This is a genomic window from Aeromonas sp. Y318-1, assembly GCF_027706125.1.
GTDB classification, from domain to species: Bacteria; Pseudomonadota; Gammaproteobacteria; order Enterobacterales; family Aeromonadaceae; genus Aeromonas; species Aeromonas hydrophila.
In genome coordinates this window covers 35,803-61,087 of the sequence record NZ_JAPDCM010000011.1, presented here as the reverse complement: position 1 = coordinate 61,087, position 25,285 = coordinate 35,803, and the positions used below count along the sequence as shown (strand labels likewise).

At 58.2% G+C, this 25,285-nt stretch carries 20 protein-coding genes, 3 tRNA genes and 1 pseudogene; 9 read left to right on the top strand and 15 right to left on the bottom strand.

All coding sequences use genetic code 11. From position 1 onward, the window contains the following. Window positions 1–73 precede the first annotated feature (73 nt). Both fkpA and OKB87_RS16660 read left to right on the top strand, forming a co-directional pair. Complete coding sequence (fkpA, locus tag OKB87_RS16665) at window positions 74–880, top strand: FKBP-type peptidyl-prolyl cis-trans isomerase (RefSeq protein WP_011704938.1); 807 nt, start codon at window positions 74–76, stop codon at window positions 878–880. Window positions 881–1,031: 151 nt separating this feature from the next. Then, window positions 1,032–2,438 (top strand): sigma-54-dependent transcriptional regulator, encoded by a 1,407-nt coding sequence (locus tag OKB87_RS16660; protein WP_029303793.1) that lies wholly within the window; start codon window positions 1,032–1,034, stop codon window positions 2,436–2,438. A gap of 90 nt (window positions 2,439–2,528) precedes the next feature. Here the strand turns inward: OKB87_RS16660 and OKB87_RS16655 are convergent, their stop codons facing one another. From OKB87_RS16655 to OKB87_RS16630, 6 genes are all read right to left on the bottom strand, one after another. Beyond that, window positions 2,529–3,398 (bottom strand): tetratricopeptide repeat protein, encoded by an 870-nt coding sequence (locus OKB87_RS16655; RefSeq protein ID WP_270828037.1) that lies wholly within the window; start codon window positions 3,396–3,398, stop codon window positions 2,529–2,531. Between the two features lie 113 nt (window positions 3,399–3,511). Next, window positions 3,512–3,847, bottom strand: coding sequence for a hypothetical protein (locus OKB87_RS16650; protein WP_005303968.1), 336 nt, complete (start codon window positions 3,845–3,847; stop codon window positions 3,512–3,514). Window positions 3,848–3,973: 126 nt separating this feature from the next. Beyond that, window positions 3,974–4,315 (bottom strand): DUF2956 domain-containing protein, encoded by a 342-nt coding sequence (locus OKB87_RS16645; RefSeq protein ID WP_252411018.1) that lies wholly within the window; start codon window positions 4,313–4,315, stop codon window positions 3,974–3,976. Window positions 4,316–4,401: 86 nt separating this feature from the next. After that, a complete protein-coding gene (locus OKB87_RS16640; protein ID WP_011704942.1) occupies window positions 4,402–6,240 on the bottom strand; it encodes a bifunctional metallophosphatase/5'-nucleotidase in 1,839 nt (612 codons plus the stop codon). 232 nt (window positions 6,241–6,472) lie between these two features. Further along, window positions 6,473–8,014, bottom strand: a complete 1,542-nt coding sequence (locus tag OKB87_RS16635; RefSeq protein ID WP_270828036.1) for a cyclic diguanylate phosphodiesterase — start codon at window positions 8,012–8,014, stop codon at window positions 6,473–6,475. Window positions 8,015–8,192: 178 nt separating this feature from the next. Next, the gene (locus OKB87_RS16630) at window positions 8,193–9,032 is read right to left on the bottom strand and encodes a Tim44 domain-containing protein (RefSeq protein WP_270828035.1); all 840 of its coding nucleotides are present in this window, start codon (window positions 9,030–9,032) and stop codon (window positions 8,193–8,195) included. A gap of 432 nt (window positions 9,033–9,464) precedes the next feature. Here OKB87_RS16630 and dnaB point away from each other — a divergent pair, with 432 nt between their 5' ends. Together dnaB and alr are read left to right on the top strand one after the other, a co-directional pair. After that, window positions 9,465–10,859 carry a replicative DNA helicase gene (gene dnaB / locus OKB87_RS16625; RefSeq protein WP_011704946.1) on the top strand — a complete coding sequence of 465 codons (1,395 nt, stop codon included), beginning with the start codon at window positions 9,465–9,467 and terminating at the stop codon, window positions 10,857–10,859. A gap of 150 nt (window positions 10,860–11,009) precedes the next feature. Beyond that, the gene (gene alr / locus OKB87_RS16620; protein ID WP_016349727.1) at window positions 11,010–12,083 is read left to right on the top strand and encodes an alanine racemase; all 1,074 of its coding nucleotides are present in this window, start codon (window positions 11,010–11,012) and stop codon (window positions 12,081–12,083) included. 83 nt (window positions 12,084–12,166) lie between these two features. On the opposite strand, the pseudogene OKB87_RS23690 reads toward alr, so the two are convergent. From OKB87_RS23690 to OKB87_RS16605, 4 genes and pseudogenes are all read right to left on the bottom strand, one after another. After that, window positions 12,167–12,235: pseudogene (locus OKB87_RS23690) on the bottom strand (YfhL family 4Fe-4S dicluster ferredoxin); the annotation flags it as partial. A 42-nt stretch (window positions 12,236–12,277) separates the two neighbouring features. Beyond that, complete coding sequence (locus tag OKB87_RS16615) at window positions 12,278–12,526, bottom strand: YfhL family 4Fe-4S dicluster ferredoxin (protein WP_005334896.1); 249 nt, start codon at window positions 12,524–12,526, stop codon at window positions 12,278–12,280. 1 nt (window position 12,527) lies between these two features. Continuing rightward, window positions 12,528–13,889: a prephenate-dependent tRNA uridine(34) hydroxylase TrhP gene (trhP, locus tag OKB87_RS16610; RefSeq protein WP_270828034.1), complete on the bottom strand. Its 1,362-nt coding sequence runs from the start codon at window positions 13,887–13,889 to the stop codon at window positions 12,528–12,530. Window positions 13,890–14,122: 233 nt separating this feature from the next. After that, entirely contained in the window at window positions 14,123–14,860 is a 738-nt protein-coding gene (locus OKB87_RS16605) for an EAL domain-containing protein (RefSeq protein WP_065476044.1), read from the bottom strand. A gap of 225 nt (window positions 14,861–15,085) precedes the next feature. Here OKB87_RS16605 and OKB87_RS16600 point away from each other — a divergent pair, with 225 nt between their 5' ends. The 4 genes from OKB87_RS16600 to OKB87_RS16585 all read left to right on the top strand — a co-directional run bounded on the left by OKB87_RS16600 (window position 15,086) and on the right by OKB87_RS16585 (window position 20,064). Continuing rightward, window positions 15,086–15,808, top strand: a complete 723-nt coding sequence (locus tag OKB87_RS16600; protein WP_270828033.1) for a hypothetical protein — start codon at window positions 15,086–15,088, stop codon at window positions 15,806–15,808. 30 nt (window positions 15,809–15,838) lie between these two features. Further along, window positions 15,839–16,330 carry a CS1 type fimbrial major subunit gene (locus OKB87_RS16595; protein ID WP_041216421.1) on the top strand — a complete coding sequence of 164 codons (492 nt, stop codon included), beginning with the start codon at window positions 15,839–15,841 and terminating at the stop codon, window positions 16,328–16,330. A 179-nt stretch (window positions 16,331–16,509) separates the two neighbouring features. Next, window positions 16,510–18,843, top strand: a complete 2,334-nt coding sequence (locus OKB87_RS16590) for a fimbrial biogenesis outer membrane usher protein (protein WP_270828031.1) — start codon at window positions 16,510–16,512, stop codon at window positions 18,841–18,843. A 21-nt stretch (window positions 18,844–18,864) separates the two neighbouring features. Then, window positions 18,865–20,064, top strand: coding sequence for a hypothetical protein (locus OKB87_RS16585; RefSeq protein ID WP_270828030.1), 1,200 nt, complete (start codon window positions 18,865–18,867; stop codon window positions 20,062–20,064). A gap of 28 nt (window positions 20,065–20,092) precedes the next feature. Here the strand turns inward: OKB87_RS16585 and OKB87_RS16580 are convergent, their stop codons facing one another. Further along, window positions 20,093–20,731 (bottom strand): response regulator, encoded by a 639-nt coding sequence (locus OKB87_RS16580; protein ID WP_029301659.1) that lies wholly within the window; start codon window positions 20,729–20,731, stop codon window positions 20,093–20,095. 328 nt (window positions 20,732–21,059) lie between these two features. Between OKB87_RS16580 and OKB87_RS16575 the strand changes: the two genes are divergently transcribed. Then, a complete protein-coding gene (locus tag OKB87_RS16575) occupies window positions 21,060–24,284 on the top strand; it encodes a response regulator (RefSeq protein WP_333563328.1) in 3,225 nt (1,074 codons plus the stop codon). Here OKB87_RS16575 and OKB87_RS16570 read toward each other — a convergent pair. From OKB87_RS16570 to OKB87_RS16555, 4 genes are all read right to left on the bottom strand, one after another. After that, entirely contained in the window at window positions 24,246–24,539 is a 294-nt protein-coding gene (locus OKB87_RS16570) for a hypothetical protein (protein WP_270828029.1), read from the bottom strand. The two genes, OKB87_RS16575 and OKB87_RS16570, sit on opposite strands and share 39 nt — an antisense overlap. A gap of 134 nt (window positions 24,540–24,673) precedes the next feature. After that, a tRNA-Tyr gene (locus tag OKB87_RS16565) sits at window positions 24,674–24,758 on the bottom strand. A gap of 31 nt (window positions 24,759–24,789) precedes the next feature. Next, window positions 24,790–24,874: transfer RNA gene (locus tag OKB87_RS16560), tRNA-Tyr, on the bottom strand. A gap of 31 nt (window positions 24,875–24,905) precedes the next feature. Then, window positions 24,906–24,990: transfer RNA gene (locus OKB87_RS16555), tRNA-Tyr, on the bottom strand. Between the last annotated feature and the right edge of the window lie 295 nt (window positions 24,991–25,285).

Here is a 25,285-nt window from a genome sequence, read left to right as displayed (position 1 = left end):
AAGGCGCTTATCACGATAAACCTCTCATTTCACGAAGGAACCGAGAGCGGTATTTAGAGTTTTGGAGAAACTGATGAACAATTTTCTGAAGGTGTCCCTGTTGGCCGCGGCAGTTGCCGTGAGTCTGACTGCTTGCCAAAAAGACGAGAAGACTGCTGCGAATACCGCAGAGGTCAAGGCAGAAGCCAGCAAGCCGGCAGAGGCCCCCAAGGCTGAAGCCAAGAGCTTTGAAGAGCAATCCGGCTATGCAATTGGCCTCTCCATGGGTCGTTATATCGCCAATACCCTGGAACGTCAGCAGGAACTTGGCATCAAGCTGGACAACAGCGTCATCCTCAAGGGTGTGACCGACGGTCTGGGCAAAGAAGCCAAGATGACCGACGAGGAGATCCAGAAGGTTCTGCAGCAGTACGACGCCAAGATCAACGAGTTGACCAAGGCCAAGGCTGACAAGGATGCCGTGGAAAACCAGAAGAAGGGTGAAGAGTACCTGGCTGCCAACGCCAAGAAAGAGGGCGTGAAGAGCACCGAATCCGGCCTGCAATACCAGGTCGAGAAGATGGGTACCGGCGCCAAGCCGAAGGCCACCGACATCGTCAAGGTCCACTACACCGGTACCCTGACTGATGGCACCAAGTTCGACAGCTCCGTCGATCGCGGCGAGCCGGCCACCTTCCCGCTCAACCAGGTGATCCCGGGCTGGACCGAAGGCGTGCAGCTGATGCCTGTCGGTTCCAAGTTCAAGTTCTTCCTGCCGTCCAAGCTGGCCTATGGCGAACACGGTGCGGGTTCCATCCCGGCCAATGCCGTGCTGGTATTCGACGTTGAGCTGCTGGCTATCGAGAAGCCGGCTGCCGATGGCGACAACGCCAAGAAGTAAGCGGAAAACGTTGAAAAAACGGCTCCTTAGGGAGCCGTTTTTACTTGTAACTCTGCCCGAATGGCGGGATAAAAGAGAGTATCGCCAACTGTGCTAACATGGCGAACGACACCCGAAATAGACAACAAAATCAATTGCAAGGATGGCTCCCGTGGCTGAAAGCAAACCTCGAGTCCTGTTGGTGGAAGATACCCGCAGTCTGGCGGTGGTCTATGAACAGTATCTGGCCCAGGATGGCTACGAGGTGCTGCGGGCCGATTGCGGCCAGCAGGCATTGGCGCAGCTGCTGAGCAGCCCGCCGCCGGTGGTGCTGCTGGATCTCGAGCTGCCCGACATGTCCGGCATGGACATCCTGCAGCAGATCACCGAACAGCAGCTGCCCTGCTCGGTGGTGGTGATCACCGCCCACGGCTCGGTGGACGTGGCGGTGGAGGCGATGCGGCTCGGCGCCTTCGACTTTCTGACCAAACCGTTCGACGGCAAGCGGCTGTGCGCCACTGCGCGCAATGCCCTCAAGCACCAGCAGCTCAGCTCGCTGGTGGCCCAGTACCGGGAGAACTTCGAGCGCAGCTCGTTTGCCGGCTTCATCGGTGCCTCCATGCCGATGCAGGCGGTCTATCGCATCATTGAGAGCGCGGCGCCGAGCAAGGCGACCGTGTTCATCACCGGCGAGAGCGGCACCGGCAAGGAGGTGTGCGCCGAGGCCATCCACCAGTGCAGCCCCCGTCGCGAGCAGCCCTTCATCGCCCTCAACTGCGCCGCCATTCCCCACGACCTGATGGAGAGCGAGATCTTCGGCCACGTGAAGGGGTCGTTCACCGGCGCGCAGGGAGATCGCAAGGGGGCGGCCAGTCTGGCGGATGGCGGCACCCTGTTTCTGGACGAGATCTGCGAGATGGATCTGGACCTGCAGAGCAAGCTGCTGCGTTTCATCCAGACTGGCACCCTGCAGCGGGTCGGCAGCGGCAAGCTGGAGACGGTGGACGTGCGCTTCGTCTGCGCCACCAACCGCGATCCCCTGCTGGAGGTGAAGGCGGGGCGTTTTCGCGAGGATCTCTACTACCGGTTGCACGTCATCCCCCTCAGCCTGCCGCCGCTGCGCGAGCGGGGCGAGGACATACTGCTGCTGGCGCGAACCCTGCTGCAGAGCTATGCCAAGGAAGAGAACAAGCGCTTCAAGGATTTCGATGCCGAGGCGGCGCGGGTGCTGCTCGATTACCCCTGGCCCGGCAACGTGCGCGAGCTGCAGAACGTGGTGCGCAACATAGTGGTGCTCAACGATCGCGAGCTGGTGAGCCCCGACATCTTGCCGCCGCCGCTCAACGGCAGCCGTGCCAGCCTGCTGGCGGCGATCCCCGCGGCGGCAGCGACCGGCAGCGGTGCAGTGGTGGCAACCAATGCCCCGATCCGCCCGCTCTGGCTGGTGGAAAAAGAGACCATAGAGCAGGCCATTGCCAGCTGCGATGGCAACATCCCCAAGGCGGCGGCGCTGCTGGAGATAAGTCCTTCCACCATCTATCGCAAGAAACAGGGCTGGGAAGAGGCGAGTCTGGCGTGAGGCCGGTGTCGGGGAGAGGTTCACCCTCCCGGGGGATAAATGTGCGGGGCGGCCGATTGGCCGCCCCGCTGCGTTTGTGGCGGTCGCTTGCTAAAGCTTGGCGAGAAGCTTGAGGCGGACCAGCCGCTCTGCCTCGTTGGCCTTGAGCCAGCGATCCTGCGAGAGCAGGAACCAGGCGCGGGAGAAGTATTCGGCCGCCGCCGGATCATCCAGTACCAGCGCATTCTCCCCCAGCTCCTCGAACAGATAGCCATCCTCCGCCACCCCGGCGGCCGCCATATCGGCCTTTAGCTGCATCAGGTCGGCCAGTGCCTGTTCGTGCTGCCCCTGGGCTCGCAGCAGACGGGCCAGACTCCAGCGGGCGATGAACGCCTTGGCCTGGTTGTTGTGCTGCTCGTGCCAGGCCAGACATTTTTGCTGGAAGCCCCTGGCCTCATCGAAACGACCCAGCTCGAACAGGGTCCAGCCCTGGTTGTTGTAGAGGGTGGCGAGCCAGCCGCGCACCTTTTGATCGGTACTGCGCTCGGCCAGCTCCATCGCCAGCTGATGCCAGCGGCTCTGCTCTTCCAGCGGTGCGGCGATGGCGATCATGTGGGCGGCGTCGATGGCGAGATAGAGCTCCTTGTGCTTGAGCCCCAGCTGCCAGGCCTGCTCAAACAGCGTTTTGGCGCTGGCCTTGTCGCCGGCGGAGTTGAAGGTGCGGCCACGCTCCAGCAGGGCGCGCAGGCGGGCTCGCGGGGTGGCGTCGGTGAGGCGGGGTTCTATCTCGTCGAGCAGCTGGTGCGCCTGTGCAAACTGGCGTTGCAGTGAATGGGTGCGGGCTATCTGGGTGAGCAGTTCCAGTTCGTACTGCAGATCGGCGGCGGCGCGCGCCTCGGGCAACAGGGCATGAAAACGCAGGGCGCTGGCGGCGGGATCCCGATAATCCCACTGCGCCATGAAATCGGGCGGATTGTCCATTTGGCCTCCTTGCTGGCTATCCTCCCCCCAAGATGCCTGCAGGCCATTGTTTGTACAAGGGGCCCCCGTCACAGAGTGCCCCTTGAGTCATGTTCGCATCAGTGGCGAGCCGGTCAGTAGACCATGGCCAGGCTCATCAACATCAGGCCGAGGGCGGCGAAGGCTCCCTCCTTGATGGCGAGGCGCGGCACCAGCGCCTTGGGCAGGGCCGGGAACAGGCTGAGGGCGAAGCCGAGCCCCGGCATCAGCCAGTGAAAGGCCGGGTTGCGCAGGCTCGGGTCTGCCGCACCATTGATGATGATGAGCAGGATGAAGAGGGTGAAGGCCGGCAGAATAAACCAGCGGGCGCTGCCGGCCGCAACGGCGCGCAGCGGCGAGATGCGATAGAGCAGCAGGGTCACGATAAACAGCACCAGGGGTGCCAGCAGGTAGAGTGGAGCCGGGTTCATAACGGGTATCCTGAAAAAAGGCGTGAGCAGCAGTGGCGGGATTTAATCAGCCCGGGGCGGGGATGACCAGCCACAAGGGCCCGGGCTGTGAAGCAGATCCCGGGCAAAGGTTTGTCGGCCTGGGCTTCAGCGCAGCCAGAACCAGGCGGCAAAGCCCAGCCAGCTGACGGCCAGCAGCAGCCAGGGCAGCGGATGCTGGCGAGAAACCTCGACCAGCTCGACGATGTCGTCCGGTTCCTCATCCTGCGGCGCTGCGTGGGACTGTTTGGCCTTGGCCTGCAGTTTTTTCTGACGACTGGCCTCGCGGGCCCGCACCTTCATCTGTTTCTTGTATTCGTCTATGCCTTTCTGGATCCCCTGCGCGATCAGCTGGGTCTGCTCCTTGGTCTGCCCCGGCTTCTGGTTGGCACGGGCAATTTTCATCGCCTCCTGCTGGGTCTCGGGGGAAATCTTGTCGTACTTCGCCATCAAAGGGTCTCCTCGGCATCGATTGGCGGGGAGTATGCCATAAAAACGGCGCCCTCAGGCGCCGTTGCAACAGCTTGTGAGCCGGATCAGGGCTTGTAGTAGGTCACGGTCGCGTAGGGCAGCGGGTTGAGGGTGCCCTGGGACTCGGCATACTCCATGAACATCTCGTTCTCACCGACGCCGGAGTCGACGTAGTCACCCTTGTTGGGCAGCTCTTCACGCTTGAGCAGGCCGTTGTAGCCATCCTTGCCGGAAGCGATGTAGGTGTTGGCACCGACCCGGTACACCTTCTCGTCATCCAGCGGCTGCCACTGGCCGTTGGCGTCCAGCAGTTCCAGCTTGGTGATGCGGGAGCCCTTGGCCAGCTTGCCGTCGTAGGTGTAGCTCAGGTGGCCGACGTAGGGGAAGGCACCGCTGGAAGCGGCGATCCCGGTCTCCAGACCGATGGAGTAGTCAACGGCGTACTCCAGGGTGGCCCGAACGTCCTTGCCCTTGAGGTTGAAGGCGGCGATCTTGTTGCCAAACGGCAGCAGGGTACCCATCACGTAACCGACCGAGAGCGGGCCGGCATTCACGTCGGCACGCACGCCACCGGCGTTCTGGATGGTGAAGTCGACCTTGGTGTTGAGCTTGTTGAGCTTCCAGTAGAGCGACTCGGCCACCAGGGGATCGATGAGGCCGGCGCCGTCCGGAGTGGTCGGCACGCGCACGTGGGTCAGCTTGGTCGGCACGTCGGCGATGATCTTGGCTTCGAGCTCGGCCACGGCCGGCTTGTACTCGGTGTCGATCACATCGCGCATGGCGGTGTTTTCCGGCACGATCTCGATGACCGGGGACTTGTTGATGAAGTCGACCACATTGGTCTGCTCGGTGCCGCTGAGTGGCACTTTCTTCTTGGCCACTTCCTTGGTGAAGTCGTCGCCGGTCATCAGGGTGTTGCGGCCCTCACACTTGGTGAGCTGGCCTTCCTTGCTGAGGGAGACGTTGACCAGGCCGTAGCCCTTGGCCCATTCACCGGCCTGCACGATACAGGTCTTGCCGCCGTCCGGGTTGCTGACGATCTGGGCATAGGTATTGTCGTCGGCCGGGTTCTGGTTGTGGGCGGTGTAGCCGATGCTGTTGAGCTCGGTGATGTCGCCGAGGAAGGTCTGGGAGTGACCGCCGACGATCAGGTCGATGCCGTTGACGGCCTTGGCGACCGCCTGGTCATTTTGCAGGCCGATATGGGTGACCATGATGATCTTGTTGGCACCCTTGGATTTGAGGGTGTCGACCATTTTCTGGGCGGTCTCAATCATCGGCAGGAATTTGGTGTCGGTATCCGGTGAGGAGATGTCATGCATATTTTCCAGCACCAGCCCGAAAATACCCACGCTCTCGCCATTGACTTCCTTAATGACATATTCGTGAATATTTTCACTGTCCTTCAGGGTGGCGCTACTGGATTTCACCATATTGGAAGCCAATACCGGGAAATTCACCCGTGAGACAAAGTCTTTAATAGCCTGGTTGCCCAGATCGAATTCGTGGTTGCCGAGCACCATGGCATCGATACCCATGTCGGAGAGCAGCCGGGACTCCTCTTCACCCTTGAACTGGGTGAAATAGAGGGTGCCCTGGAAGGCGTCACCACCGTTGAGCACCATGAAGTTGCGGCCCTCGTTGGCGGCCTGGCTGCGCAGCTCGTCCAGCTTGAACTTCAGGCGCGGATAGCCGCCCAGCTTGGCGTTGAACTTGAACAGCTCCTGGCCGGTGGGCTGGATCGCCAGCGCATTTTCGGTCGGGTCGAGGTGGGCGTGGGTATCATTGATGTGGGCAATGGTCAGATCCAGCGGAATATGTTCCTTGCTGCTGTTTTCTGAATTGCAGGCGGTCAGCCCGAACAGGGTAATAGAGACGGTGACGGCCAGTAGCGTCTTCTTCATCGGTAATATTCCTCTTGTTGTTATAGTCCTGTATATCGTTCCTGCATGACAGGAGTGTGGCGATTCTAGGCAAAAAGTAATAATTGGAAATAAACAGAGCTGATTCCTTTGAGCTACTGCACATTAATAAAGCAAATAAACGTTTGCTCTATTTGGCAGAGCAGGGGAAGGCGCGGCGGGGATTTTCCGCCAGCATGGGTGTCAATGCAACCCCATTGGTGTCAGGGGCGCTTCAAGGTGCGGGAGTGGGGCTCAGCTGCTGCAGAAATTGCTGCGGGGTGAGCGGGCGGCCATACAGGTAGCCTTGCAGGTAATCGACCTGCCGCTCGACCAGAAAGTCGGCCTGCTCCTGGGTCTCGACCCCTTCGGCGATGGTTTGCAGCCCCAGCCGGGTCGCCAGGCTGATGGTGCTGTCAAGAATATGGCGGGAGAGGGCGTTGGTGCCGATCATGGCGACGAAGCTCTGATCGATCTTGAGATAGTCCACGTGAAACTGCTGCAGATAGGTGAGGCTGGAGTGGCCGGTACCAAAGTCGTCCAGCCCGATCCTGACCCCCATCTGCCGCAACTCCTCAAACAGCCGCTCGGTGAGGTGGTTGGGGGTGATGAGCTCGCGCTCGGTCAGCTCCAGCACCAGGGTGATCGGGTTGGCGGTGAAGGCGGCGAGAAAGCTGCGGCAGTCATCCAGCAGGCTCAGCTGCTGGCAGTGGCGGGCACAGATGTTGAAGCTGAAGTGAAAGCGGGGCGGCAGCGCCGCCGCGTGGGGGGCAAACTGCAGCCGCACCTGCTGCATCAGGGTCTGGGTCATCAAGATGATGAGGCCGCTCTCCTCCGCCAGTGGAATGAAGAGATCTGGCCGGATCAGTCCCTGGCGGTGGTGCTGCCAGCGCATCAATACCTCGCAGCCGTGCAGCTGGCCGTTCTGGCTGACGACGATGGGCTGCAGATAGGGCACGAACTCCTGCTTGATGATGGCGCGCCTGAGCTCCTGGGTCGGGGTCGAGATATGGCTCCACCAGCGGTAGGTGGCAAGGCCGGCCAGCCCCCCCAGGGCCAGGATCAGCAGCACCATGCTGCCCTGCTTTTGCAGGGTCATGGCCAGCACGGCACTCAGCGGGAACCCCTGGTTGAGGCTGTAGCCGAAGGTGGCCGAGTCGAGCCGGTAATTGAAGCCCCGCAGCCTGGGCGGTTGGCCATCGTGCACCTTGCCCTGCAGGTCGAGCCACTGCTTGCCTATTTGTACCCAGCTGTGGCGTCCGGCGAGATGCCACTGCAACGGTTTGCTCAGATGATAGGGGTTGATGGCGACCACCACCGCATGATCCCCTTCGCTCAGGTGGTAGAACAGCAGCGACGGTTTGCGTCCGAGCTGGGTGACCGCCTCCAGCCTGAGCAGCTCGTGCTGGCTGTTCTGCAGCCGGTCTTTGAGATCGATCTCGTCGAAGATGGAGGAGCAGTAGAGGCGGCCGTTGCGGGAGAGATTGACCGAGCGCACATAGGGGGAGGTGGCGACCAGCACCCGCAGCTCGCGGGCCACCTCGCGGCAGGGACGGCTGGCCAGCGGCAGCGCCGCCTTGGCCGCCAGGGTCGAGTGGTGCAGCGCGCTGTCGATCTGCGTCATGGCGCGTTCGGCGGCGGTCTGGGCCTGCTGGCGCGTCATCGACCAGGTCTGCCAGTAGAGGGTGACGAGGGAGATGAGGATCAGGGTGGCGCAGCACAGCAGGCTGGCCAGGAGACGAGGCATGTTGCTGCGACGCAGAAAAGGAAGAGCCATGGGCCACGCCTCGATGAAGAGTCAATTGAACAAAAAAAGGTCGGTCATACTACACAATCACACCTCAATCTCATAGCCGGTACAAGGGGCGGCATGGGCGGGCGCAGGGGGTTGGAAATGCCAAAAAGCAAAGACGGCCCGCAGGCCGCCTTTGTTTGTCATCGCAGGGAAAGCGCGTTTACAGCTGCTCGATGCCGACGATATGCCAGGGGGCATTGTCCTTGGCGAGGTTGCGCTCGAGGTGCCACACCTCCTTGATGTCCTCCTCGACCTGCTCCTGGCGATCCATGTAGCGGCCGCTGAAGCGCACGCTGACCTGGGCCCAGTCGCTGCCGTAGTCGGCACGCACCAGCTGGGTGTCCACATACATCACTTCGGTATGCTGTTCACCGGTGAGCTCGGCACGCTCGGCCTTGAGCTGTTCAAACAGCTCAGGACTCACGTACTCGCGTACCTTTTCCAGATCGTTTTTGTTCCAGGCTTCCTGCAGGGTGCGGTAGTGATCGCGAGCCCCGGCCAGAAAACCGTTCATGTCAAAACCTGGCGGCAGGCGGAACGGCACGTCGCTGTCGGCAAAACCGGTGGCCTGCGGGGCGCTGTGGTTCTGCTCGAACTGCTGGGGCGGCTGATAGCCGGCATAGGCCGTCTGCTGCTGTGGCGCCGCCATCTTGCCCTTGCGCAGGGTGCGGATCAGGAACACGGCCCCCAGTGCCAGCAGGGCGATCAGCAGGAAGTCCATCCCTTGCAGACCTTCAAAAGCGCCACTGCCCAGCAGGTAGGCGAACAGACCGCCGGCCAGCAGGCCGCCGAGCAGGCCGCCCATCATGCCGCCCTTCTTGGGTGCCTGGGCGCCCACGGTGGGGTTCTTGGTGTCGACGGGTTTGGCGGCCGGTTGGGCCGGAGCCGTTTTATAGCTCTTGCCAAAGGATTTGCCGCCGCCAAATTTCTTGGCCTCGGCAATGGGTGCCCCCAGGCCAATGGCCAGGATCACGGCAAACAGGGTCAGCATCTTTTTCATTTTGACTCTTTTCACTCTCATCAGTGGGTGGGGCATGCTCTGCTTTGGCAAGCTCAGCGAGGCGCATGGCAGGCTGCCTGTCCCTCGTTGTATTGCAGCTTGCGACTATGATTAACATGATTGGCATGAATTATTCATGAACAGATTGCCCCGATCGGGGGCGTTGCGAGGAGACAGGCCATGAAAAGTCGACGACCGAGCCGCAAGGAGCGCAAGCTGCGCAATAAGGCGAGAGCCAAACCGCAGGATCAGACCCTGGTCTGGCCCTTCATGATGGTATGAATGCGAAACGAATTTCATCGACAGGCGGCGCCAGCAACCATCAGGAGGGCGGTTGTGGCTGACAGAAGTGAATAGCGTGCATTTGCACTCGCGATGACGGGGTTTCTTTTGTAAAATTCCCGTCCCCTTCCCGCTGCGGTTTTTATGTGTATGGCAGAGCAAGTGACGGCGAAAAAAGACGCCAAGACACAACAGCTGAAAGTACCTCCCCACTCTTTTGAGGCCGAACAGTCCGTACTGGGCGGCCTGATGCTGGACAACGAGGCCTGGGATCGGGTCGCCGAACGGGTGATCGACAAGGATTTCTACAGCCGCCCGCACCGTCTGATCTTCCAGGCCATGACCCGCCTCTCCAATGCGGGTAACCCCATCGATCTCATCACCTTGCAGGAGGAGCTGGAGCGCTCCGAACAGCTGGAAGAGGCCGGTGGCTTCGCCTATCTGGTGGAGATCGCCAAGAACACCCCGAGTGCTGCCAACATCAGTGCCTACGCCGAGATCGTGCGTGAGCGGGCGGTAGTGCGGGAGATGATCTCGGTCGCCAACGAGATAGTCGAAGCAGGCTATGAGCCGCAGGGGCGCACCTCCGGCGATCTGCTCGACCTGGCCGAGAGCAAGGTATTCAAGATTGCCGAGCAGCGCAGCAGCGCCAACGAGGGGCCCCAGCCGCTCAAGCTTATTCTCGAGCAGACCGTCGACAAGATTGAAGAGCTGTTCAAGACGCCCCACAACGGCGTGACCGGGGTATCGAGCGGGTACGGTGATCTCGACAAGATGACCGCCGGCCTGCAGCGCTCGGATCTGGTGATCGTCGCCGCCCGTCCCTCCATGGGCAAGACGACGTTTGCCATGAACCTGTGCGAGCATGCGGCGCTCACCGCCGACAAGCCGGTACTGATCTTCTCCCTCGAGATGCCCTCCGAGCAGATCATCATGCGTATGCTCGCCTCGGTGGGGCGCATCGACCAGACCAAGGTGCGGACCGGTCAGCTCGACGACGAGGATTGGGCGCGGCTCTCCTCCACCATGGGATTGCTGCTGGAGAAGGGCAAGATGTACATCGATGACGCCTCCGGCCTCACCCCGACCGACGTGCGTTCTCGCGCCCGTCGTATCGCCCGTGAGCACGGCGGCCTCTCGATGATCATGATCGACTACCTGCAGTTGATGCGGGTGCCGGCGCTGTCTGACAACCGGACCCTGGAGATCGGCGAGATCTCCCGCTCCCTCAAGGCCTTGGCGAAAGAGTTGCAGTGCCCGGTGGTGGCGCTCTCCCAGCTCAACCGAAGCCTGGAACAGCGGGCCGACAAGCGCCCGGTCAACTCGGATCTGCGGGAATCGGGCTCCATCGAGCAGGATGCGGACTTGATCATGTTCATCTACCGCGACGAGGTCTATCACGACGACAGTCCCGACAAGGGGATCGCCGAGATCATCATCGGCAAGCAGCGTAACGGTCCCATCGGCCGGGTACGCCTCACCTTCCAGGGCCAGTTCTCGCGCTTTGACAACTACGCGGGCCCGGCGTTTGATGATGACTACTAAGTAAGCCGGGAGCCTGCTCCCGGTATCCAGAAACAGTTTTCCCGGTTCGACAATTCTGCCGGTCCGGCCTTAGACGATGACAATTAAGGGCTGACACCCCCCGGTGCCTGGCGCGTTCGCGCGTTATCATGCCCTCGTAAGGGAAAACAGATGAAAGCGGCTATCGCCCAAATCAATACCGCGGCCCTGCGCCACAACCTCGCCGTGGTGAAACGCCACGCCCCCCAATGCAAGATCATTGCCGTGGTCAAGGCCAACGCCTATGGCCATGGGCTGCTGCCGGTCGCCCGCACCCTGGTGGATGCGGATGCCTATGCGGTGGCCCGCATCGAAGAGGCGCTGATGCTGCGCTCCTGCGCGGTGGTCAAGCCCATCGTGCTGCTGGAAGGCTTCTTCAGCGCGGCCGACCTGCCGGTGCTGGCGGCCAACAACCTGCAGACTGCGGTGCACACCTGGGAGCAGCTTGAAGCGCTGGAGCAGGCGGATCTGCCTGCCCCCGTGGTGGCCTGGCTCAAGCTCGACACCGGCATGCACCGCCTCGGCGTACGGGCCGACGAGATGCCCGCCTTTATCGAGCGGCTCGCCAGGTGCAAGAACGTGGTTCAACCGTTCAACATCATGACCCACTTCAGCCGCTCCGATGAGCTGGAGCAGCCCACGACTCGCGAGCAGATAGACTTGTTCAGCCAGTTGACCGCGCCGCTGTTGGGCGAGCGGGCCATGGCCAACTCCGCGGGCATCCTGGCCTGGCCGGATTCCCACTGCGACTGGATCCGCCCCGGCGTGATCCTCTATGGCGTCTCCCCCTTCCCCAACACGGTGGCGGCCGATTACGACCTGCAGCCGGTGATGACCCTCAAGACACAACTGATCGCGGTGCGGGATCACAAGGCGGGCGAGCCGGTGGGCTATGGCGCCAACTGGGTGTCGGATCGCGATACCCGACTCGGTGTCATCGCCATCGGTTATGGCGACGGCTATCCACGCATGGCCCCCAACGGCACGCCGGTGCTGGTCAACGGCCGCATCGTGCCGCTGGTGGGTCGGGTCTCCATGGACATGACCACGGTGGACCTCGGCCCCGGCGCCACCGACAAGGCCGGTGATGAGGCGGTGCTGTGGGGTGAAGGGCTGCCGGTAGAGCGGGTGGCCGACCAGATCGGCACCATCCCCTACGAGCTCATCACCAAGCTCACCTCCCGGGTCTTCATGGAATACGTCTAGGTGCCGTGAGCGCCAAACGTCAAAAAGCCCCGCATGCGGGGCTTTTTTTATGTGTCGTCAGCGACCTACGGATTACCGATATTTTACTGCCTGTGCATCCGCACAAACTTCTCCATCAGCTGATCTTCGGTTTCCACCATATGGACGGGATCCCGGAGGGTGCCGTCCATGTAGAGCAGATGCTGATGCCGAGGTTACTGCCGGTGCATCCGTACAAACTTTTCCATCAGCTGATCTTCGGTTTCCACGTGAGCGGGATCCCAGATGATGCAGTCGATGGGGCAGACGCTGATGCAGGTCGGCTTCTCGTAGTGACCGACGCACTCGGTGCAGCGACTGGGGTCGATCTCGTAGATCTCCTCGCCGAGGCTGATGGCCTGGTTCGGACACTCGGGATCGCACATGTCACAGTTGATGCACTTGTCGGTGATGAGCAGTGCCATCTCAGGCGGCCGAGTGCGGCTGACGGGTATCCTGGCGCTCACCGAGGTTGCGCAGCAGGATGCCGTAGTCAACGTCCACTTCCTTCGGCACCGGCACATAGACCACGTGGCCGTTGCCCGGCGCGGTGTCGATGAGCTCGCCCTTGCGGTTCTGCATCTGCTCCAGATTGAAGCTGAGGTTGCCCTGCGGGGTCATCAGTTCCAGGCTGTTGCCCACCAGGAACTTGTTTTTCACCTCGACTTCCACCATGTCACCGTTGCGACCGGTGATCTCGCCGACAAACTGTTGGGTGTCGGAGACGGAGTAGCCGTAGTCGTAGTTCTGGTATTCGCTGTGGTTGTGACGACGCAGGAAGCCCTCGGTATAGCCGCGGTGGGCCAGGTTTTCGAGGGTGCCCATCAGGCTGCGGTCAAACGGCCGGCCGGCTACCGCATCGTCGATCGCCTTGCGATAGACCTGAGCGGTGCGGGCGCAGTAGTAGAAGGACTTGGTGCGGCCTTCGATTTTCAGGGAGTGCACGCCCATCCTGGTCAGTCGCTCGACGTGCTCGACCGCGCGCAGATCCTTGGAGTTCATGATGTAGGTGCCGTGCTCGTCTTCGAACGCGCTCATGTACTCGCCCGGGCGGTTGGACTCTTCCAGCAGCACCAGCGCATCGGTCGGTTTGCCAAGACCCAGGGTGTTGTCCGGGCGGATGGCGATGGGCTCCTGACGGTGGACGATCTGGCCCACGTCATCTTCCTTGCCTTCGTGCACCTTGTACTCCCAGCGGCAGGAGTTGGTGCAGGTGCCCTGGTTGGGGTCACGCTTGTTGATGTAGCCGGAGAGCAGGCAGCGGCCGGAGTAGGCCATGCACAGCGCCCCGTGGACGAACACTTCCAGCTCCATCTCCGGCACCTGCATGCGGATCTCCTCGATCTCGTCCAGCGACAGTTCGCGGGAGAGGATGACCCGGGTCAGGCCCATCTGATGCCAGAACTTCACCGTGGCCCAGTTGACCGCGTTGGCCTGTACCGAGAGGTGGATCGGCATGTCGGGGAAGGCTTCGCGCATCATCATGATGAGACCGGGGTCGGACATGATCAGCGCATCCGGCTTCATCTCCACCACAGGGCGCATGTCGCGGATGAAGGTCTTGAGCTTGGAGTTGTGGGGCTGGATGTTGGCCACCACGTAAAACTGTTTGCCGAGGGTATGGGCTTCGTTGATGCCGAGCTGCAGATTCTCGTGATCGAATTCGTTGTTGCGCACCCGCAGGCTGTAACGGGGCTGGCCGGCATAGACGGCATCGGCGCCATAGGCGTAGGCGTAACGCATGTTCTTGAGGGAACCTGCGGGGGAGAGCAATTCTGGTTTAAACATGGCGGACTCTTCGTATCTGATTGCAAATCAGGACGGCGCCACCTGATGGCGCCGTATGGGTTGAGCTGCGCCGGGAGTGGATACTCGCTCGGCGCGACCCGATAACGGCATATCCGGGCTGCAGCAGCATGCACCGGATAAACGGGGTGCGAGATTGTACTCGCCCTCACCGCATCATGCAATTTGGCAGGGGAACGTCCCCGGCGCGAGTCGGCGGTCAAAAAAGGGGCGGTTCAGGCCCAGCGAGAGAGGGGGGAGGGCATGGCGTAGGCGTAGCCTTGCTGATAGTCACAACCGAGCCGGTTGGCGATCTCGATGTGTTGCAGGGTCTCGACCCCTTCGCACACCACCTTCATGCCGAGCCGCTGCAGGTACTCCACCAGACCGGTCAGCATGCGCAGGGCATGGGGCGTCTTGCTGGCTTGCAGCAGCAGGGAGCGATCCAGCTTGATGACCTCGTAGGGCAGCGCCAGCATGCGCTGGAAGTTGCACTCCAGGGTGCCGAAGTCATCGCAGGCAATATGGGCACCGTGGCTGCGCAGTACCTCGATCAGTGCCCTGTGCTGCCGCTGCAGTGGGGCCTGTTCCAGCACCTCGAACCAGACCTCGATCCCCAGCTTGCGCGCCTGCATCAGCACCAGCAGCAACAGGTTCTGATAGGTGGGGCTGTTCAGGGTCGGGTTGAGATTGATGGAAAGAAAATAGGGTCCGGCCTGCGCCAGGGTCGGCAGATCCCGCATGATGGCCCTGAGCATGACGATGTCCAGATGCAGGGATTGCTCCTCACTGAGGGAGGCAAAGTCGATGCCCTGATAGCTCTGCTGGGCCGGCTCCCAGCGTCTGGCCAGCACCTCATAACCCTTGACCTGATGATCCCGACCTATGATCGGCTGATAGAAGGGCACGGCAAGATCGGCCACCGCGATGCTTGCCATGTCACTTATTGGGTACTCTTCTTGAAATGCAAACACGGCACTCACCTGTTGACGGATATGGCTGCGGATAATACAGGAGAGATGGGTTAATGCTCTGTAGGAATTGTCCGATAATGCAGCTGAATTTGTAAAGTCAATATAGGACTATTCTGATTAACTTCTCCTCGGGTTCTAAATAGACTGGCTCCAGTGATATGCAGCCAGCTTGTATTTTTTTTGATAAATAAAAATCTGGCATGTGGAACCCAGTCTGGAATTGTCATGAAAAAAATGTTCTTTATCTTGTCGCTGATATTCAGTGGCAATGCGCTGGCATCGGCTGAAATCAGTATAGGTACGCTCTATGACTATATGTCTGGCCAGCAGAGTACTTATTTAAAGCGTATTCGTAATCAGGGTGATGCTACCGCCTTTGTAAAAGTCTCCATTCACGAAATAACCTACGATACGGCTGGCCAGCCGCAGGAGTCGGCAGAGTTAACCGAGGGGCGTAGAACACTGATTGCCAGCCCCTCCCGCATGATTATTCCGGCCAATGGGGTGCAGGCGACCCGGCTGCTGTTTATGGGTGAGCGGGACAAGGAGCGCTATTTCAGGGTCCGTTTTATTCCTGTGTTGCCAAAGCAGGAGGATGGCTTCGATTTGGATGCCAATTCGGTTCAGAAGGAACAGCAGCAAGTCTCAGCCGGGGTAAATATATTGACAGGCTTTGGCGCCATTATTTTTGTGATGCCAACAAAGAGTCGGTTTGATACCCAGTTTATAAAAACGGACACCATGACGACAGTCGTGAATAAGGGTAACGCCACCATAGTGCTGGATTTTTTTGAAGAGTGTGATGGGCGGAAAAAAAACTGTTCCACCCCAAGCAAGATCCATCTGTTGCCAAATATGCAGAAGCAACTGATGAAAAAGAGCGATCACCTTTACCGGTTTGAACTGATTGAGGGTGACAAGAGCAGAAACATGGTGATTGGTCACTGATGTTTCTTATATCCGAGAGAGGAGAGAGTAATGAAAGTATGGATAGCTGCGCCCCTGGCCATGCTTGTGTCGGCCAATCTGATGGCTGCTGAACGTATTGAGCATCAGGTCACTGTGACCGCCCAGATCCCGACCGAAGCTTTCTATGTACAGCCGACCGGCGGGGACAACTGGATGAGCACGCCGCAGAAGCTGGCCTACAACCCTTATACCAAGAAGCTGGACAAGCTGAGCAAACAGCTGGATGCCAAGAGCACCATAGGTGCCATCACCGGTTACCTGACCAACCCGGCCGTGATGGCCAGCGGCAACGACAACATCGCACTGACTGTCAAAATCGGTGGCGTCGCCCTGTCGACCACCTCCGTTGAAGTAATGAAGGCTGATGATGCCAAGACCGGCAAGTTGCTGGGGCTGGAAGTGATCCCGGCGGATGCCCCGGTCGCTGGCTACAAGCCAGGCAACTACCAGGGGGTAGTCAACATGATATTTGAATCGGAAGCCCCTAAAGGCGGCGCATAAGCCGATTGATGGAGGCTCCCTGTATCGGGGGAGCCTTTTTGTCTGCGCTTAGAAGAGTGAGATAGGTCGTGCCGTATTTATCTTTCCTGTTGCTCCTGGTTGTATTGTGCGTACCGGCCTGGGCCACAACAGGGGGGCGCGTCGCACAACCTCTTGATCTGCTGCAACAAGCAGAAGAGTTGCCTGATGGTTTTGCCGATCACTTCTTCGGCGTCCCGCTGGCGGTGCGCATCCTGGTGGATGGGCAGTTGTTGGGGGAAGGCGAGATAGTGTTGGGCAAAGACACCAGTGTACAACTGCTGGCTCTGACTGACAGCCACGAGAGCGAGCTGGAAGAACGGGACCGCCAGCGCTGGAGCAAGGTGCTGACGGCATCCCATCGACTGGGCCCATGTCAGAATCTGTGCACAGACGAGGTTCTGGCGCTGGAGTACAGCCTGGAGAACTCCCAATTGTCGGTGCTGACGGCCGGTGCCGAGAAGGGGCAGCCGCTGACCCGTTATCATAACCTGCCCAGTGGGGGCAGCTATGGCGCTTTGTTACGTCACCAGTTGAACCTGACCCAGGGGGAAGGGGATCAGCGCAGTGGCCGTTACAACCTGATGGCACAGGGCAGCATAGGACAGTGGACTCCGCTGCTGGAGGGAGAAGTGAGCCAGTCTGGCAGCGGGCAGGCGGCTCAGCATCATGTGCAGCAACTTTATGCCGAACACGAAGGTACAGGACATTTCTATCGGCTGGGCTACTTCTCGCCCTATGCCCAGGGGCTGGTGCGTCAGCCCACCCTGTTTGGCGGCGGCACTCCGACCGTGCTGGGGGTCATGCTGGGTGACTCCGACACCCTGTTGATAGAACAGGGCCAGGCCAGTACCACACCTGTCTATGTCACCCCGAGCCGACCCGGCATGGTCGAGATCTATCGAGATGGGCAGCTCATCAACTCGCAGCAGGTGCTCTCCGGCTTGCAGGCGCTGGATACCAAAGTGCTGCCCACCGGCATCTACGAGGTGGAGCTGCGTGTGCTGGAAGATGGTCAGGTGACCGAGCGGCGCAGAGAGATGATCTACAAGCCGATGAACTGGCAAAACCCGGATGAAAGCTGGCGCTTCAACCTGTTTGTGGGCCAGCAGACCCGCTTGTTCAGCAACTGGGAGGAGGACACGGCCCGGCCTCTGAGCAGCGGCGTCATGCTCAACCATCTGCTCACCCCTTCGGTGGTAGTCGGGGCCTCCAGCCAGTATATCGACCAGCGCTGGCAGCATGGTCTCTCTGCCGACTGGAGCTTGGATAAACAGTGGCGGTTGTTTGGCAACCTGATGGCGACCCAGGCGCTCGGCAGCGGCTTCGATCTGCAGGCCTTGTATCACTATGGCGAAGGCAGCCTGGTGCTGAGCCACCAGCAGCAGCGCCAGCATGAGCAAATGGGGGAGGAGAGCCGTGACCTCAAGCAGAGCAACCTGTCGTTGCAGCAGCGGCTCGATGAGCGCCACTCTGCCAACTTTTATCTGGCACACCAGGTGGGGCGGGGGCTGGGGGCCGATCTGGGCTGGCGTTACAACGGAGAGTTGCTTGGTCAAACAGTGAGCTGGAATCTGACAGTGTTTGACCGGCCAGGTAGCATCAGTACCGATCATGCGAGGGACAGGGGTGGCATGCTCTCCCTGAGCATGAATCTGGGAGGAGAGCGTAGCCTACTGGCCATCGGTATCGGCAGTCGAACCTCTCGCTCCGGTGGGCAGGAGCGCAACGCCTCCCTCGGGTACCAGCAACAGTTGGAGTGGGGCGCACTGCAGAGCGTGGGGGCCAATTTGACTACCGACAGTTACGGCGTCGGCACGGCAGGCTACGCCAGGTTTCAGGAGGAGTTGGTCAGTGGTGATGCCCACCTGCAATCATCCTCCTATAACCGTGCGCTGAGCGGGGGGCTCAACCTCGACAGTACCCTGGCGTTTGGCGATGACGGCAGCCTGACCATGACAGGTCAATCGCAAGGGTACGAGGCGGGCATGATAGTGGACCTGGAGTCCGATATGCCCGAGCTGACCCTGCGCGCCGATGACGATCAGGGTAGCAATATCAAGTTGCGGCCCGGTCGCAACCTGATACCCGTTGCCGCCTATCGCAGTGGCGCCGTGCAGCTGGATCTGGCAGAGCACGATGCGCCCTCGGTGAGCATTCGCCCCAACGTGCTGCCCTATCATCTCAACAAGGGGGGGGTGGCCTATCACAAAGTCAGGGTCATGCAGACAGTCACCGTCATCGGTCGATTGTTGGATGAGAAGGGCGATCCCTTGAGAGGCGCCATGGTGGTCAACCACGCGGGCCGCACAGTCAGCGAGGCCGATGGCTTCTTTGCGGTGGAGATGAGCGAACGCAATCCCAGCTTGCAGGTGGAATATCAGGGAGCACAGCAGTGCGATCTGGCGCTGGACACGGCCCGAGCCGAACGCCAACAGGCTGTGTTGTTACTGGGTGATCTGGTCTGCAGTGCCCAGGCCTGGGCCAGTCAATAAGTGCTTGAGCAGGAAGAGATAATGAGAGCTGGTGCGATGTACGGATATTGGTGGTTAATAGCAGGCTTGCTCTTTGGATTTCCATGTCAGGCTGCAGTCGTTAAAGTGACTGCTGAATATAAGCCTGCAGTCTATGAGGCTGATAATGGAACCTTTGTTAGCACTACAAAATGTGTGAAAACCAGTGAGGGAATGTGGCTTTCATCCTGTAGTGGCGGTGTAATGTCACTTGATAGCTTGTTGTTTTCATTAAAAACTAAAGTAAAGCGAAATGTGAAAAGGGATTTTTCAAATACAAGAGATTCTTTTGTTTCCCTAGGTTCGTTGGGAAACAAAACCATGATTATTACATCTGATAAAGGGCAACAGTTCTCGGTTTTATTTAAGCCTGATAAGTTAGGAGTGCATTTTGATTCTGTTGTCAATCCAAATGATGGCTGGAAAATTTATAATACCGCATTTACAAACCCTAAGGGGGGGTGCCGATATCTTGAACGAGAGGTTGCAGGCAATATTAATCTAACCTCTTGGATCGTATTATGGGGAGATGTTGGGGGGAAATCTTGTTATACAGGCCTGTCTGTGGATGGTACATCTGATATACAAGCGATGTTTTTTGGATTTAAAATAACACCTCCTTCTCCGCTGAAAATGCCAAATGGAATTTATACCGGTTCAATAATTCTCTCTGTAGGCCAAAATAAAGATATCGATCTTGGTAATGGGGTATATGAAGATAATCAACTGATAATAGAATTGACATTAAAAGTTCAACATCAAATAAAGGTAGAGTTTCCTCCTGGTGGTGACAAAGTCGTGTTGCAACCTCCTGGTGGATGGCATGATTGGATTTATCGTGGGAAATCACGTATTCCTCCCTATTTGATTGCGGAGTTACCATATCGACTATGGAGTAGTTCAGATTTTAATGTCTGGCTGAACTGCCAGTATGCCATTGGTGAAGTCTGTATGCTGAATAATGAAAGGCTCGGGATGCAAGTCAGACTTGATGTGATTTATGTAAATAAATCCAAAGAAGAGATTCCCTTGAAACATGGCGTCAAGAAATTATTCTCAGCAAGTTTACGAGGCCCATATTTCATAAATGAAGAGCGAAGCATCATATTTAAAGTTCAGGAACCAGTCTTGGCCTTGATGATGGAATATCCGGGCAGCACTTATAAAGGTAATGTAACCCTTATTTATGATGCCGCTATTTAAGGCTCGGGTGATTCACCAAGGTCAAGATTCAGGCCAGCCCTTGCTCTTTGGCATAGTGAAACAGGTCGCTATCGCTTTGCAGGCCGAGGCGTACCATGGCACTCTTTTTCTGGGTGCTGATGGTCTTGACGCTGCGGTGCAGGTACTCGGCCACCTGGGTGACAGACATTCCACTGGCTAATAAACGCACGACTTCGCTCTCCTTGGGGGTAAGTTGACCCAGGCTGGTCTGGTGATCCAGGCCCGCTTCGGCCAGCAGGGTTTTCACTGATCTGCCGATATAGTTGTGGCCAGATAATATTTGACGAATGGCTTCGGATAGTTCGCTGATCACAGCTTTTTTGAGCAGGACACCGCTTACCCCCAATTGGAGCAATGACTGCAAGATGCCGGCATTGTGGATCTGGGTCAGCACCAGAATAGGTAGGGTAGGATAATCTCGTTTCAATTGCTGGATCATGGTCAGCCCATCGCTGCGTTCATCCCCTGGCATACTGAAGTCAGTGATCAATAGATTACAGGGATGTTTCTTTAATGTGTTTAAAAGTTCGGAGACTTGATGTGCTTCGGCAACAACTTCGCAACCAGGCTGATTGTGTGCAATAAGGCTGCGGATACCTGCCAGTATCAGTGGATGGTCGTCGGCAAGAATGATCTTGAAAGACATAGGTGAGCCCCATATAAAACAGCGAATAATATTTAAACTACCAAACATCTCATTTCTATACTACTTTGCGCACCGCATTTTTTCGAGCGTTTATATGATGTCACCTTTTTCAGGATTGGCACGATGAGGTGTTCTCATGTGGCTATATCCCGATGCATAATCGTTATACTGGTATTTAATATCAGTATATTCAGTCAACCACTCTTTGCGAAAAAAAACGCGTTATTACCAACAGTAAGTGTCGGGTTACTAGTGGGGGGGGTGGGGGCCATTTCAGCAGTGGGATGGTCATAATGCCAGTGGTTTCAGCGTCGCCCTGATCAGCATATTGGCCAAGAACCTTGATTACCGGATTGAGTGGAAAGTATATCCGGACTGGACTCGCCTATATGCGGCCAGTTGTCGTGGTGAGGTCGATATTCTACTGGATGCTTTTCGCGCGGAAGAGCGGGAATGCATTTCATACACGCGCCCTTATTATTCGTCATCGACTGTGGTCGTGGTGCGCCATGACTCTCCTTTCTTCCGTGATGTCAGTGGTTTGAATCAATCTCGTATCGCTATCGAAGCTGGTTTTCTGACCGAAAAGCTGGTTAGGATCCATTATCCCGATGTGTCTCGTATTCTATTTCGGGACTCCAGTTCTGCTTTGCAGGCGGTGCTGGATAAACGAGCCGATGCCTATATTGGCAATTTGCATGTCACGAATCAGTTTATTGCCCAACATCCAGAACTGGCCGTGGTCGCTCAGGCCCCCTTGTTGATGGAGAGCCTTCACCTTGGTATCAGCAAACATAAATCCAGACTGGGAGTCCGGTTTGATACCGCGATTCAGGCGCTGACGGTAGAGGAGCGCAGCGCTCTGGAGCAAAGCTGGCTGGGTGACAGCAGTTTGAGTTTTCAGGGGCACAGCGGTTTTTTACTGCGCCCTGATGAGCGTGAGTGGCTCTCCCGTCTGCCTCCCCTTAGGCTGGGTTTTATTCCTGGGTGGGTGCCGTTTTCCTATGCGGATCACGAGGGTAAATTGACGGGGTTGATAGGCGACTATCTGGATGTATTCAAGGACAAGCTGGGCTTGGCCTATCAATACCGTGTTGATCAGAGTTGGCCAGAGTTGCTGCAGGCATTGCTCCATCAAGACGCTGATATTGCAGTCATTCCTATTCGAATCAGCCAGAGGGTTGCGGGTTGGCAGGTGAGCCAACCTATTGCGTCCTTTCCCGTGGTCATTGCCATGTCTCGTGGCAGCAGCACTTTTGGGGGATTTGCAGAGCTGGCGGGCAAGCACTTGATCGTCACCGACAGCTTGTTGATCGCCGAGTTGAAGTCCCGGATCCCTGACATACAGACCACGGTTGTTTCCAGCCCAAGAGAGGGGTTGGCGATGGTGGCCTCCGGCAAGGGGGATGCCTATATGGGCAATCTGGCGGTGATATCACGGCTCATCAACGAGTATTTTGATGACTCGCTGCATATTGTCGCTCCCACTCCTTTCAGAGATGAGCTGGCGGTCGCGGTGAGAGATGCCTATGCCCCGCTGCTGCCGCTCATCAATCGGGTACTCGCCAGCATGAGTGACAAGGAAAAGCGGCAGATCCGCAATAGCTGGCTGGCGGTGAACTACAACGAAGGGATTTCATGGCACAAGCTGATCAGCACTCTGATCCCTGTCGGTGCCGGTATCACCCTGTTTATTCTTTCACTCTCTATCGCGTACTTTCACCTGCGCGAGGAGATAACCCGCCGGCGCCAGGTGGAGGCCGATCTGGCCTTTGCCAAGGAGGCGGCCGAGCTAGCCGCCAGGCAGAAGGCCGATTTCCTCGCCACCATGAGCCACGAAATCCGGACCCCCATGAACGGCATCATCGGCATGGCGGAACAGCTGCGTTTTACCTCGCTCGATCCGGAGCAGCGCCAGATGGTGGGCATCATCAATCAGGGGGCGGAAGGACTGCTCCAGCTGATCGGCAATGTGCTGGATTACTCCAAGCTGGATGCCGGCAAGATGGAGTTGGCACCCACCAGCTTTCTGCTGCGTGAGCTCATCGACAGCGTGCTGACAATGACCAGTAGCGAGTTGCAGCGCAAAGGGTTGCAACTCTATCTGCGTGTTGATGATGAAGTGGGCGCCCGTTTCTATGGTGATGTGCTGAGGCTCAAGCAGGTGCTGTTCAACCTGGCCAGCAATGCGATCAAGTTCACCGAGCGCGGCTTCATCGAACTGTCGATCAGGGTAGAGGGAGAGACAAATGAAGAGCAGTGGTTGTTGCTTGGGGTGCGGGATACCGGCATCGGCATGAGCGAAGATGTGCAGGCCCGTGTTTTCAATGCCTTCGAGCAGGCGGATGGCGCCACGACCCGCAGTTATGGGGGGACCGGACTCGGTCTCAGTATCAGCCGGACGCTGGCGACGCTGATGGGGGGGCGATTGAGGCTTGAGAGTGCCCCAGGGCTGGGTACCCATACCGGCTTGTCTATCCCCCTGGGACTGGAAGCTCGCCACGAGCCGGATCCCAAGCTGGCGGGGCTGAGTGCCTTTATGGCATTGCCGGATGGCAAACTGCGCCACACGCTGCGGCTGCATCTGTTGTCGCTGGGGCTTAGGTTGTGTGAAGCCCCGCAGGGCGCAGACTTGCTGTTTGGTGACCTGAGCGAACCGGCCACCATCAGTGTTGCGCCGCTTGGCAGCGTGCTGGGTTATCAGCTTGGTGATGATGGTCATTATTGCCTCAACAGTAATCCCCTGACTTGGCAGGCCGTGAGGGATGTCTGCTATCGCCAGCTGAGCCTGGCAGAGCAACTGCCGTCCGATTTTCCGTCAGGTGGAACGGATGAACCACCATTGCAGCAGCGATTGCTGGTCGTCGAGGATCACCATCTGAATCAGGTTCTGGTGCAGCGCCAGCTCAAACAGCTCAATCTGCAGTGCGATCTGGCTGAGAATGGTCGACAGGCGCTCGCCATGCTGACTTTTCACCGCTATGACCTGATCCTGTGCGATTGCCAGATGCCGGTGATGGATGGTTATGAGTTTACCCGCCGGGTGCGGGCCACAGAGGGGCTGGCACAACTTCCCATCATTGCCATGACGGCCAACGTGTTGCCGGAGCAGGCACAGCGTTGTCTGGCGGCCGGCATGAATGATGTGCTGGGCAAGCCCGTACTCATGGACGGACTGCGCCAGATGCTGATGAAGTGGCAGATATTGCCGGTCCCCAGGTTGCTCGACATCAACCTGTTACAGGCAGCATTTGGTTCTTCACTTGAGACAATGCTGCTGTCGTTTCGTCAGGATCTGGAACAATCCCTTGGCTTGAGCCATGAGGATGACAAGGCGCTTGCAAATTGGGTGCATCGACAGGCGGGAACGATAGCCATGATGAGGGTTGACGAAGTGGCAGAGCAGGCATGGCATCTGGAAGAGCAAATCCGCAAAGATGGGCGGGCAGGATGCGAGGTGGAGCTGACGAAATTTCGCGATGTTTTGCAACAACTTGTCGATGAGCTAGCGGCACTATCCCGAGACTGTCGTCAGCCTGCTGTGGCTCTTTGATGACAACGCAGGATGACCGGAGGAGGGAGCGGGCTGTACGGCCTGTGCCAACCAGGTCCAGTCGAGCAGGGGGGTATCGGCTTTGAAGCGCTGATAGGCAAGGCCCTGGTCGATGGTCAGAAACAGGGTGGTGGGCAGGCCGATACGGTTGATGTAACGCACCATCACCTCGCCGCGATAGGAACTCAGTCGTTGCTGCAGTTGCGGCAGACTCAGCCCGGTTGCCTGTCCCTTTTCATCCCAGATCTCGAACATGGTCATGTCTCTTGATGCGATGGCAATACTGTTTCCAAAAGCGGGCCGGCAGGCAATTGTCAGATCTGACAGTGTCAAATGGAGAAAGGCATGAAAAGCGAAAACCCGGCACTGGGCCGGGTTTTCTTGAATGATGGTGGAGGGAGAAGGATTCGAACCTTCGAAGGCAGAGCCGTCAGATTTACAGTCTGATCCCTTTGGCCGCTCGGGAACCCCTCCACAGGGGCCTTGCATGTTGTGTTCAGGAAGATGGTGGAGGGAGAAGGATTCGAACCTTCGAAGGCAGAGCCGTCAGATTTACAGTCTGATCCCTTTGGCCGCTCGGGAACCCCTCCACGGGGTATTTTCCTGATTGTTGCACTTGAATGGTGGAGGGAGAAGGATTCGAACCTTCGAAGGCAGAGCCGTCAGATTTACAGTCTGATCCCTTTGGCCGCTCGGGAACCCCTCCCCAAGTGCGAGGCGCATACTATCAGATCTTCGCTCTTTGTGAACCCCTGGTGGGCCTATCTGGCGATAAAAAAGTGCCATTCGGTCATTTTTTGATATTTGTCGCTCATTTTTCACGCTTATCAACGACTTCCCTGTCGCTGTCAGACCGGATCCAGGACTCATCGCGGGTGTGACGCGTCATCAGACAAGATATACCGAGTAGCGTTTTGTACTGAAAAAGTCACCTTCTCTTCTAAGTGTGATGGCTGACCGCTTCCTTGATGGACATTGCTGCTGCCGCATTTTACTCTCGC